The sequence below is a fragment of the Desulfomonile tiedjei genome, from assembly GCA_016212925.1.
Classification (GTDB): domain Bacteria; phylum Desulfobacterota; class Desulfomonilia; order Desulfomonilales; family Desulfomonilaceae; genus JACRDF01.
The window spans coordinates 322,400-334,534 of record JACRDF010000047.1; the positions used below are offsets into that span (position 1 = coordinate 322,400).

Genomic DNA, 12,135 nt, shown 5'->3' on the forward strand with positions numbered 1-12,135 from the left:
TCAGGCTGACTGAAACCATCTGTTGAAAAAAGTTCTGCGTGCAGGGATGACCCACTATGCCGACCAATCAGCAATCAAGTGGCCATATTTCTTAAACATTTCCTGGGCAGCCGGATCCGATTCCAGCAAGGAGGCTATCGTTGCTTGGACTTGAGCAACCTTGTCCGAACGGCCCAGCATCCGATAACACTCCATCATGCAATGCCATCCTATGACGTGAAATGGATAAGATTCCACTATGTCGTTGTACAGTGAAATCGCTCTTTCATATGAGCCCTTAACTTTGTTCGGATTGTTTATGAAGTTAATTTCAAGATTCGCGATGTAGGCAAGTTCGTTCAAGTCCTGGGCAGAAATCTCACGCGTATCGAAAGTCCGTTTCACGAAAATGGTTTTGGACCACAAGTCGGCATCATCGCGGATATATCCCAGCTTCAGAAATTGGTCATACATCTCCGAACCGACGAGAGGAGTCGCTGTCAAGAAAGAACACCAGTCCATATCAAGTTCTCTCACATAGTCGATGGTTTCTCGCATTTGCTCCTTGGTCTCTCCGGGAAAGCCCAGGATGACATAACACCTGACTACTACACCCTTGGATCTCAAATATGAAGCTACGTATTTGGCCTTCACCAGATCGACATTTTTCTTTATGATATGTTTTTGAACGTCCGGTGAACCGGATTCTATTGCCAGGTAAGTCATAGTCATCCCTGCGTCGACGAGATCATCCATAAGTTCCGCGTCCAGGGAATTGATCCGTAGACCGCTGGTGAAATGGAGTTCCAAATTGGTGATCTCCAATCCTTTGATGGCTTTTAATAAACGTTGTGTCCTCTGTTTTGACGCTGTAAACAAATCATCGCCTGGGATAAACAATGTCACACCATATTTCTCGTGCAGCAGTTTCATTTCCCCCACCACGTTCTCAACGGAGCGACTTCTTACCGTACGGCCGTGGACCGTGTGACCGGAGCAGAAGGTGCACTTGAACGGGCACCCCCTCGTAGTAACAATTTCCGCCATCTTGGCGGTAGCTGCATTACCGATGCTTTTCCTTCGGCCCTTCTGAGAAACGTACTTGTTCATTTCTATGAGTTCCCAATCAGGAAAAGGTATTTGGTCCAGGTCTGTTATTGGATGAGCCAATTCCAGCGAAGATGTTTGTTCAACGCTTGCGTGTGAGTAGACCCCCTTGACCGTGATGTCTTTGGAGCCGTCGAACTGATGCAGGAAATCAGAGAAAGCGATTTCCCCTTCGCCTCGGACAACATAGTCCACATTCTTGTTTTCAAGAACCTGTCTGGTGCAATTGGTTGCATGAACTCCGCCGACAACGGTTTTGGCTTCGGGCCAAATAGTTTTAAGTTCGTCAAGACACAGGGCGAAGAAATCATGAGATGCCGAACAGCCAAACGAAAAAGCCAAGATATCCGGAGCAAAGGAAGCATGATTTAAGGCCAGGTGTCTTATAAACTCCCGTGCAGTGGGATAAGCCGATACGTTTGCGCTGTCCAAGACATAATCCAGTATTCCAACTCTTCCTACGTCGTTATGCTTGCGGATGTACGAGGAGAGATACAATATTCCCAAAGGTATCGAAATAGGCATATACGGGCTGGGCTCCTTTGACGAAGGGCCGCCAAGGCTTGCCAAAGGTAACGTCAGGAGGTTTACAAACAAGATTTCTGGCTTCATGATTTCATCTCCGTGTAAATAGACCAGCGGCTGAGCGCCACCTGGTACAGATTTGGAGCCGACACAAGATCCGTAGGCCCATGTCCATGCGTTTTCATGAGCATCATGGAGAGATTGGAGCACTGCCGGGCCCGGCAAATCCTCTCAGTTAGGGACGGCGTGGCGTGATTTTGCTTTGGAGAATCACTTGGGCCGGCTTCACCCATTTTCACCTCTTCAACCGCGCATTGATATCGATCAGTCAGACGACACGGGGTGGCCGTGTTTTCTGCCCCATATGACTACATCCGAGTTTGATATGAGCATGCCTTGCTGTAGGTTCTGATAATCCACGTGCAGAATCCCCGCTGTTGTGACGTCCAGGGCCAGACGACGCTGCAGCATCTCAACGAGTTCATGGTCATGATAAAAGACGTTTACCAACCCTTTCTCTCCTGTTTCCTCGGTGTTCAACAGAAAAGCGTTTTTGTCGATCTGTTGACCGCGACCGTAGCGGAAATCGCGAACGGTTCGTGCTCTAAGGAAAACATAAGCACCTGCCCTGAGAGACTCCGATGCATCGGCCAGAAGCGCTTCTGCGCGACCTCGTTCGAGATAGTATAAAGAATTAGGGATCAACAGCACGTCAAAATGACCTTTCGACACTTGTTTCAGGCCTGTGGAAAGATCATGCAAAACAAATTCGTAAGATCCGCGGGCAGAACTCTCTGCCGCAAAGTTGTGCAAGGCGTCTTGGACTGCCACTCGATCCTTGTCTATTCCGACCACATTCCAGCCGAAGTGATAGAAGAGCATGAGGTTGTTCCCGTTACCGCATCCCAGTTCCAGGACATTGCCCGTTCGTCGATCGAAGCCTGTCTTGAAGAAGAACCTCGTTACATAAACATCGGGGAACCGGAGGCCTTTCATTTCCGCGAGGTTCATTTATCCCTTCCGTTCCTTGACTGTCGAATCGTTCATCACTTCCGCCACCCGCAATGCCCCTCGCCCGTCTAACAAGCTTCGGCCTTTCCGGCTCATTTCCCGCCGCTTGTTTGAGTCTTGGCATAAGCCGGCAAGGGCTGCGGTTATTGCCTCCACGGACAGTAATTCATGCTGTCCCAGGCTGATGACAGCCCCGGCAGAATCCAGCGCTGCCACATTTTGTTCCTGATTGTCTGCAACAATAATTACGAGCGAAGGAACACCCATGAACAGCAGTTCAGCACAAGTGCCTCCCCCGGCTGAAGTTGCCACATCAGCCCATGCCATCAGTTCCGGCATATTGACGGGGTTGGGCTCCAAGCGGACGGGCACAGATGAATCGGCTGCCGCAAGGAGCAACTCCTTATAGTGCGGATTGGCCCCACCTATCACAGCTACCACGTCAAGGCCGCTAACATCGGCCTTCTCCAGAGCCTTCAGAACTTTGGAGGTAAGGTTTTCCTTGTCGCTGCCCCCGATGGTCACGAGGACCTTTCCAGCCACCTCGGGAATTTCGAGGGTTTTATGGCCCCAATTCGTGAATTCACGGCGCAAGAGCGCGTAACGCGGTCCGAGCAAAAGTCGTGAATAAGTCTCCCGGTTCCCGTAAGGGATTTGGAATGCGGCGAAATCCTGATTGACAATAATATCGGCCCAGTAGTGATTCGAATGGCCATAATCGTCGATCACCAACAACCGAAGCTGAGAATCTTTGACAACTCTTTGGAACTCGGCCTCAAAGACGTACCCGTCCAGTACCACCCATGTTGCGTCAAGTTTTTTGGCCGCCGAAGCAGTAGCGTGAGCGTCCTGCCGGCTTCCCGGAACTTCCTTGACGTTCAGTAGATCGATACTCTCTGACATCAGCCTTTGCCGAACCGGCTGTGAACCGGTCGCCATGGCGAAAGTCACCTGTCCGCCCAAATCCTGCCACGCCTGTGCCAAGGCCAGGGACCTCATCACATGACCCATGCCGATCTCTGCAGAAGCGTCCGTGCGAACTAAAATGTTCAAGGGTGCTGGCTCCTCCGCATACTCGAGGCGAGCAGATCGGGATGCTCTTCAAGAAAAGCGAGTATCTCTGCAGTCCGAAAATCCAGGCGGGGGGAAAAGTATTCGCAGATCCTCCGAACGATCTCCAGATCACCCGGCTCGTCAACCGCCAGGTGAATTTCCGGTTTCTTAAGAGCCGGTGGAGGGCTTTCCGATCGCGAGTGGAACCGGTCAGGATGCGTGGATATGTAAGTTGCCACATGTTCGCGATAGTAGGTTTCGGCCGGAGAGGTCTCAGCTAAGCAGCGCTCGAGGGCCGGCAGCGTCGCCAGCTCTACGTCCCCCAAGCCCACCGGATAACCTTCAACGGTAATATAATCGACCGGTCCGAGCCGATAAATTCCGATAACCTTGTCGATTACACTTGGATCTATTAAGGGGCAGTCTGCGGTAATTCGAATAAGGACGTTGGCACGAAACGCGCGCGCTGTGTCAATGTACCGGGAGAGAACATCGTCTTCGCTTCCCCGAAAAACCGGCACACCCAAAGAGACCGACAAAGCCTCTACAGCATCGTCTCGCGGAAGCACGCTTGTGGCTACGATCACGTTGGAACCAAGCCTGCTTTGCCTGCATCTGCGGATAACGTACTCCAGGACCGTGCCGTTCGCCAACTCCGCCAACACCTTCCTGGGGAGTCGTTGCGACCCGGTTCTGGCCTGAATGATTATAGGAATCGCCATGAAAAATACAGAGTCCTTACGCGTCGAGGCCCAGGCCGGCGACCGCGTCAACCACTTGATCTACGTGCTCGTCGGTCATGAGCGGAAAGATAGGGAGAGATACTATCCGCTGGTACGCCTGTTCGGCAACCGGGCAGAGGCCCGGGCCGGTGCCAAACCTCCGGCGGTAGAACGGGTGAAGATGGACCGGGATGTAGTGGACGTTGACCCCTACGCCTGCTTCTCTCAATGCCCTGAAAATCCCGGTTCGGTCACGCTTGAATTCGGTCTCGTCAAATTGGACCACATAGAGATGATAGGCATGAGAGACGTCCGCTTTTGTGATTAGAGGCTCAACTCCGCGAATTAGCGAGAATGCTTCGGTGTACCGCGCGGCTATTGCCTGACGCCGCTTCACCCACCCTGATAGTTTCCCGAGCTGGTTCAACCCCAGCGCACACTGCAAATCCGTCAACCTGTAATTGTATCCAAGCTCGACGATTTCGTAGAACCAGGAGCCTTGCTTGGTTCGCTCACTGTGGTCAGTGCTGATGCCGTGATTTCTAAAGCGCCTCATGCGCTCAGCCAAATCTTCTCGATCGGTGGTGACAATCCCGCCTTCGCCGGTGGTAATGTGCTTTACGGGATGAAAGCTAAAAGTGTTCAAATCCGCCAGCGAGCCCACAGGTTGCCGCCTGTACGCAGCCCCGAGAGCGTGGCATGCGTCATCGATCAGGGCAAGGCCGTGAGTTCTCGCAATCTTTCTTAATGAATCGTAGTCGCATGGTTGACCCGCGTAATCCACGGCGATTACAGCTTTGGTGCGAGCGGTAATTTTCTCTTCTACTTGCTTCGGATCGAGCAGAAGGGTTCCCGGTTCCACGTCGGCAAACACGGGGATTCCACCCTGGAATACGACGCAATTGGCCGTGGCCGCGAACGTCATAGGCGGGACTATAACTTCATCCCCAGGTCCGATTCCAACGGCGTGAACGGCCGCGTGCAAAGCCGCTGTGCCGCTGCTCACAGCGACGGCGTACCTGGCGCGGACCCGTTCCGCAAAGGCTTCTTCAAACTCGGAGACCCTGGGGCCCGTGGTGAGCCAATCTGACCGGAGGACTTCGACGACGGCTTCTATGTCGTCCGCCTCAATCCATTGCCGGCCGTAAGGAATGGACACCTTTGCCACGCCCTGGCGGGTGCTACTGATTCTTTTCTTCCGCATGTTCGGGGTCGGTCGATCCAAGGATCTGCCTCAGATCTTCCGCAGAAAGCCATCTGTCATTGGTGTCACTCGAGTAACGAAAGCCGTCTTCGCAGATCTTGCCGCCGTTTCTGCCGGCGTAATCTTCAGCGGCTTCTTGAAACGGGGGAAGAATCACATAGTTGTCATCATATTCCACCGTCCAGCGGGCATCATCTTCCGGAATAAGGACCTCGTGCAGTTTCTCGCCAGGCCGGATTCCGATAATTGTCGTAGGACATTCCGGTGCGACGGCCTTTGCGAGATCGAGGATGTTCATGCTCGGGATTTTGGGGACAAAAATCTCGCCTCCCTCCATACGTCCTAGGCAACTGATCACAAAGGCAACCGCCTGGTCCAGGGTCAGCCAGAAACGCGTCATCCTTGGGTCCGTGACAGGCAGCAGGCCGGATCGCGCCATTTGCACGAAAAAGGGGATCACGCTCCCGCGGCTTGCAAGCACGTTACCGTACCGGACAACGCCGAAACGGGTGTTGTGGGGACCAGAGTACGAGTTGCCTGCTACAAAAAGCTTGTCAGCGCACAGCTTGGTCGCGCCGTAAAGATTCGCGGGAGAAGCGGCCTTGTCGGTGCTCAAGGCAATGACCTTTTTTACGTTTCGGTCTATTGCTGCGTCCACCAGATTGGCTGCCCCCAGGACGTTGGTCTTGACGGCCTCGATGGGATTGTACTCGCACGCGGGGACCTGCTTCATCGCAGCAGCGTGCACCACGATGTCAACTCCGTCCAAGGCCCTGTACAGCCTCTCTCTATCCCGGACGTCGCCAATGAAATAACGGAGGCATTTGTGGTTCAAGCCGGAGGCTCGCATCTCGTGTTGCTTGAATTCGTCACGACTGAATATGATGAGCTTCGCGGGGTTATGGAGCTTCAGGGCTGACTCGACGAACTTCTTGCCGAACGAGCCTGTCCCACCGGTAATCAGAATGACTTGATCATCTAAAATCATGGAGATGTCTCCGCGAAATCCCCGGGCGATCTGCGTTCATCCGGTATTGGAACCGTCCTGAATTTCGTCGATGGGTTGGATGTGGTAGGTGGAACACGAGATATGGTACGGCGATTCCAAAGGATCATGTTTGGTGGAGCTTGCGGTTGAGAGCTAAAGGGCAGGCTTCGCCCCCGCGCTAGCAAGGTATGGTAGCGATTTCACTAAATTGTCTTGCCTCTGAGCCACGGCGTTTAACATTGAGTCATTCGGCCGCGGTGGTCTCCGCAAATCGCCGCTGCCAACGATCGCAGAGCGTTTGTACAACACTCCCAAACCTCCCCACTCCCGGTTTACACCCGTAACTAAGACATCCGGGCCACACGTGACGCGAGAAACCGCTAGATGGATCGCTCGCAGCGGTGGGACCCGAAAATGTTATCGGGTCCGGGCCTGGAATCCCGTCCCCGCAGACTATTGAAGCACCTTGAGTCGTCCAAGAAACAGGTGCTCCACAAAAACCGCTTCCCTGTTGTCATATCGGTGGTGTCGGCACCGGCAAACTTGCCGGTGAACAACCGATCCGTATTTCTCCGGACCGTTTCCGATCTCCCAAACTTTCGTACATCATTGAATTATGTACTGATTTGCCCAGTAAATCAAGCCATTTTGAGCCGCTTGGAGTAAACATTCATTTACGGCAAGCGGGAAAGTATCATAGCAAGCCCGCTGAAAACCGCGAAATGCGATCTATTCCTTCACAAAGCCGCTGATATCTATCCGATTATACAATGAGGTCTCAGGTGCAAACCTGTGTCGCCAACCTCGCCGGGGATTTACAAGCTGTAAGAAATGCTGACACGAGCGCCGAGGGTCATGAAGCCGAACCGCCGGATCATTGGGAAAAAACGCCCCTGGTTTGCAGCAATTAGATCCATTTCTGCATTGGTGAGTCCTGGCATGGGGGTTGCAACCATCCTGTCAGCAACTGGCACCGTGGTGCCGCGGAACAAGTAACTTTCTTGTGGCGGGCGGCACAACAACCTCCGCTGCGAACGGCGACTTTGACCTCGTGGAGGGGGCATGCCGCGGGTATTGCTTGAGGGAACTCACATTGGTAAACGGAAGCGACGTCCATGAACAGGTCGTTTCGGATCTTGATCGCCGATAAAAACCGTCACGTTCGGGAGTTCTTGCGCCGCGAATTCCGGGAGGCGGGATATAGGGTTCAGGTCGCCAAAGATAGCCAGGAAGTGATCATGATGATTGACGTAAAAGAGCCGCCGGACTTGCTGATCCTGGATCTCGAAATGCCACAGGGAGACGCTTTGGAAACTTTGGAATGGCTGGAATCCCGACTGCCTCCTCTGCCCGTCGTGATTCATTCATTTCCTGCGGAACACCCTAGTCATGCGGCCATTGACAATGCGGCCGCTGTGGTTGAGAAGGAAGGAGACACGAATCGACTCAAAAAAGTGGTAGTGGATGTTCTCCGCCGCTATTACCCGGAGCGTTTCCGCCCGAGCGTCTCAGGTCCAAATGGCTGAGCAGGCGAGAGCGTGGAAATGGCTCCGGCAACTGTGATCAAGGGAGTAGAGCATGCATCTACCGCCCGCGAGGAGGACCTCCATGCAAATATTGCCGCGCGCAGGATGATGCCCCGCATTTACAGCCGCTGAACCGGTGCCTGGACCGTGGGCTGCTACGGTGTGGTGAGTGGAATTTCAATGGCTCTTTCATCCCGAGAGGATTTTGAAACCGCCGATAACAGGTTATTGCGGTACTAACGGGTAACCGAGGAGGATTTCGATGGCCTCGCCCCACTATGGCACTCTTCGCTTGAAGATCATAATTATGACGCTCTCGTTTTCGTTGGTGCCCCTGCTGGTGATGGGGGTCACAATTTATTATCAGTTCAGCTCCGCTTATAACAACAAGCTTATGGAAGCCTTGAAAACCTTGGTTCAAAACAGGCGTGGCTCTCTGGAACTCTTTTTTGATGAGCGAATCTCCCAACTTACCAGTGTCGCGCACACCCATAGCATGGAGCAACTCAAGGATGAGGCATACTTGAACAAAGTCTTCCACATCATCCAGTCACGTTCGAGGTCTTACATTGATATCGGAGTCATAGACGACTATGGAAATCATGTTGCTTACGTGGGGCCATACTATGAAAGGCTGAAAGAGGTGAATTACGGAAACGAGGAGTGGTTCCACAAGGTCATGTCATCCGGAGTTTACATCAGCGACGTTTTTCTTGGTTTCAGGAAAATCCCACATTTCATTATTGCGGTGACCGCACGCGATGGTAACAGGACCTGGATTCTGCGCGCAACCATCAATTCCGAAATCATAGACAACATCGTGAGGGCCGCGCAGTTGGGAAAGAAAGGGGACGCGTTTATCATTAACAGGAACAATGTCTTGCAGACGCCCCCAAGGCTTTCCGGTGAACTCCTCGGGCGCCCCATGACGCCAGACTTTTCGTCCTATGTAGGCACCAACGTGGAAGAAATGGACATCAAAGGGGAGAAAAACCTCTTTGGCACGACTCAGATTACAGGCAAGGATTGGATCCTCGTTGTCAAAGAGGACCCCAAAGATGAAATGGCCCCCCTCTTTAAAACTCAGTACATGGAGGCGCTGATATTGCTCGGAGGGATCCTGCTGGTTGTCACAGGAACCATTCTTACCACTAGGTCCATGACTAACGAGCTGATCCGGATGGAGCAGGAGAAAGCCATTAGCGACGATCTGGTGGTGCAGTCGAGCAAAATGGCCGCGCTAGGGAAGCTTGCCGCAGGCATAGCCCATGAGATTAACAACCCGCTGGCAATCATCGGTGAAAAGGCCGGTTGGATGAAGGACCTCCTCGACAAAGAAGATGTCAGGAACAGTGAAAACTTTGAAGAGTTCGCGGATTGCATCAAGAAGATAGAGCGTCAGGTGGAAAGGTCCCGGACCATAACTCACCGGCTATTGCGTTTCGGTCGCAGAATGGAACCTACCACCGAGGAAGTGGTGGACATCAACAGGCTACTGGCCGAAACCCTTACCTTCCTTGAGAATGAAGCATTGTACAGAGATATCACAATCCGGACGGAGTACGATGGCGGAATCCCTCAAGTGACCACGGATTCTACTCAGCTCCAACAGGTGTTTCTTAACATCATAAACAATGCCATCGATGCTGTGGGTAAAGGCGGGACCATTAGCATAAAGACCACCTTGAATTCGACGAACAGCCGCAATGTGGTGGTTGAGATTGCCGACAACGGTCCGGGAATCCCCAAAGAGGTCTTGGGTAAGATTTTTGACCCGTTTTTCACCACCAAAAGTCCGCAGGAAGGAACAGGATTGGGGCTGTCCATAAGCTACAGCATAATGGAAAAGTTGGGTGGAAGAATCGCGGTAGCAAGTGAGCCGAACGAGGGCACAACCTTTACGATCACGCTGCCGGTGAAATAAACGAGCAAGGTCTTGGAACCGAATGCGACAGGAGACAGGGATGCTATCGTACAGAGTTCTAATTGTAGACGATGAGGAGGAGTTCGTTGAAACCATCGTCAAGCGGCTCAAGGATAGAGGCCTGGCTGCCGAAGGCGTTACAAGCGGGCGACAGGCTCTGGATCTGATGGAGACCAAGGATTTCGACGTAGTGATCCTCGACGTAAAGATGCCCGGCATGGATGGAATAGAAACCCTCAGGGTAATGAAAACCAGACGACCCCTCACGGAAGTGATCATGCTTACCGGCCACGGATCGGTAGACTCAGGGATACAGGGGTTGCAGCTTGGGGCATACAACTACGTCATGAAGCCTGTTCCTCTCGACGAACTTCTGGAACAAATGAACCAGGCCTACGAGCGGAAGCTCATTGAGGAAGACCGGAAATCGAGAGATGAAGGGGAAGAAGCCGCCCACAGCCATTAATGACCGTCATAGAGCATCCGGAATTAAAAGGCGCCGCGCGAGTTCAAAACAATGACAACCCGCGACCTGCACGCTTACCTGATCCCTGCTCTGATCCTCCTTTCCGCCGTTCCCGTCGGACTGTTGGCCGGGGTTTCCATTGGCCTGGGAGTGGCTTTGTTGGCCGGGGCATGGTTTTTTCATGCCTGGAGCTTGTCACGCAAATCTCATGGGGTCGATCAGGCAAATCGCTGCATTGACGAACAGGTTTGCCGTGCCCGGGAATTCGCGACCGTCGATGAGCTTTCAGCCGGCATAGCCCATGAAATAAATAATCCGCTGGGCATAATAGCGCAGGAAATTGAATGGATACAACACGTCCTGAAAAGTGATTCGCTCAAGGGCCTGAAGGACCTGGATGATTGCAAGGACTCGTTAAGAGAAATCGCACAGCAGGTTGATCGCTGCAAGGAGATCGTGCACAAGCTGCTGAGCCTGGCGCGAGAAGCAGAGCCGGTGATTCAGTGTGTGGACATAAATCACCTGATAGAAAGCATGACGGATCTCGTCGAACGGGAAGTATCAGACAAGAACATTAAAATTGTGAGGAACCTTCAACCTGATCTCCCCGCGGTGTACAGCGACCCTCCGTTGTTGCGTCAAGTTATTCTCAATCTTCTGGTAAACGCGTCGCACGCCATAGAAAAGGATGGAATAATTAGCATAACTACGGTCGCCGAGAATGGAGCCGTGGAAATAGTGGTCAGGGACACGGGCTGCGGAATACCGAATGAGAATCTGCAGCGGATCTTCACCCCATTCTTTTCAACAAAACCCCAAGGAAAGGGGACGGGGTTGGGATTAGCCATTTGCAGGGGCATCATCGAAAGACTGGGAGGCTATATCTCAGCTACCAGTGACGTCGGCCGGAGCACGGCCTTCACGATTCATCTGCCAATCCAACGGTGCGTTCAAGGGGAGACCTGACATGCCAACTCAACCAAAGGTTCTGATTGTGGACGACGAAGAACGCTTCAGGACCACCATGTGCAAATTGCTCACCGTCCGGGGCTTGGAGGCTGTGACAGCCGGAAGCGGGAAAGAAGCCATCCAAAAGCTTCGGCAAAACCCGTATGACGTGATTATCCTGGATGTGAGGATGCCGGAAATGGGTGGGGTTCAGGTCTTATCCGAAATTAAAGAAATCGATCCGCAGGCGGAAGTGATTATAATGACAGGATACGCATCCGTGGACACGGCCAAGGAGATAATTAAGCTGGGCGCGTATGACTACGTTCTTAAGCCGTACGCGATCGAAGAACTTATGGAAAAGATCGAGGCGGCGTATGACAGAAAGATATCCCGAATCCGCCTGACGGGCGGCGACACCACCCATTCTCAAATTCCCTAGAAAAGATCTCCTCACAGGGCCGCTTTGTGCGCTCACGGCTATGCAAGTTAAGGTTTGTACCGGTTGCCAAAAGTAATGTCTGTTTGGCCATGAGGCGTTCAGTCCGGTTTTCAGAACGTATCGAAAGAGCCTACTTTGCCGGACCGCGATGACGCCCGTCGTTCCCGCGAAGGCGGGAACCCAGGAAATCCCGCGAGACGCGGGACTGGATTCTTGCTTTCGCAGGAATGACGGAATGGA

At 52.7% G+C, this 12,135-nt stretch carries 11 protein-coding genes; 5 read left to right on the forward strand and 6 right to left on the reverse strand.

What is annotated here, in order from left to right; all coding sequences use genetic code 11:
* Nucleotides 1-54: 54 nt before the first annotated feature.
* The 6 genes from HY913_20250 to pseB all read right to left on the reverse strand — a co-directional run bounded on the left by HY913_20250 (nt 55) and on the right by pseB (nt 6,589).
* The gene (locus HY913_20250; protein ID MBI4965620.1) at nt 55-1,698 is read right to left on the reverse strand and encodes a B12-binding domain-containing radical SAM protein; all 1,644 of its coding nucleotides are present in this window, start codon (nt 1,696-1,698) and stop codon (nt 55-57) included.
* Nucleotides 1,699-1,935: 237 nt separating this feature from the next.
* Nucleotides 1,936-2,622 (reverse strand): class I SAM-dependent methyltransferase, encoded by a 687-nt coding sequence (locus HY913_20255; GenBank protein ID MBI4965621.1) that lies wholly within the window; start codon nt 2,620-2,622, stop codon nt 1,936-1,938.
* Nucleotides 2,623-3,675 (reverse strand): UDP-2,4-diacetamido-2,4,6-trideoxy-beta-L-altropyranose hydrolase, encoded by a 1,053-nt coding sequence (gene pseG / locus HY913_20260; protein MBI4965622.1) that lies wholly within the window; start codon nt 3,673-3,675, stop codon nt 2,623-2,625.
* The gene (locus HY913_20265) at nt 3,672-4,397 is read right to left on the reverse strand and encodes a glycosyltransferase family protein (GenBank protein ID MBI4965623.1); all 726 of its coding nucleotides are present in this window, start codon (nt 4,395-4,397) and stop codon (nt 3,672-3,674) included. Before HY913_20265 ends, pseG begins: the two co-directional genes overlap by 4 nt.
* Nucleotides 4,398-4,413: 16 nt before the next feature.
* The gene (gene pseC, locus HY913_20270) at nt 4,414-5,601 is read right to left on the reverse strand and encodes a UDP-4-amino-4,6-dideoxy-N-acetyl-beta-L-altrosamine transaminase (GenBank protein MBI4965624.1); all 1,188 of its coding nucleotides are present in this window, start codon (nt 5,599-5,601) and stop codon (nt 4,414-4,416) included.
* The gene (gene pseB, locus HY913_20275; GenBank protein ID MBI4965625.1) at nt 5,579-6,589 is read right to left on the reverse strand and encodes a UDP-N-acetylglucosamine 4,6-dehydratase (inverting); all 1,011 of its coding nucleotides are present in this window, start codon (nt 6,587-6,589) and stop codon (nt 5,579-5,581) included. The genes pseC and pseB overlap by 23 nt, the downstream gene beginning before the upstream one ends.
* A gap of 1,115 nt (nt 6,590-7,704) precedes the next feature.
* On the opposite strand from pseB, the gene HY913_20280 reads away from it, so the two are divergent.
* From HY913_20280 to HY913_20300, 5 genes are all read left to right on the forward strand, one after another.
* Nucleotides 7,705-8,115, forward strand: coding sequence for a response regulator (locus tag HY913_20280; GenBank protein MBI4965626.1), 411 nt, complete (start codon nt 7,705-7,707; stop codon nt 8,113-8,115).
* A gap of 262 nt (nt 8,116-8,377) precedes the next feature.
* Nucleotides 8,378-10,039 carry a two-component sensor histidine kinase gene (locus HY913_20285; GenBank protein MBI4965627.1) on the forward strand — a complete coding sequence of 554 codons (1,662 nt, stop codon included), beginning with the start codon at nt 8,378-8,380 and terminating at the stop codon, nt 10,037-10,039.
* Between the two features lie 40 nt (nt 10,040-10,079).
* Nucleotides 10,080-10,505 carry a response regulator gene (locus HY913_20290; protein MBI4965628.1) on the forward strand — a complete coding sequence of 142 codons (426 nt, stop codon included), beginning with the start codon at nt 10,080-10,082 and terminating at the stop codon, nt 10,503-10,505.
* Nucleotides 10,506-10,556: 51 nt separating this feature from the next.
* A complete protein-coding gene (locus HY913_20295; GenBank protein ID MBI4965629.1) occupies nt 10,557-11,471 on the forward strand; it encodes a two-component sensor histidine kinase in 915 nt (304 codons plus the stop codon).
* Between the two features lies 1 nt (nt 11,472).
* Nucleotides 11,473-11,895, forward strand: a complete 423-nt coding sequence (locus HY913_20300) for a response regulator (protein MBI4965630.1) — start codon at nt 11,473-11,475, stop codon at nt 11,893-11,895.
* The last annotated feature ends 240 nt before the right edge of the window (nt 11,896-12,135 follow it).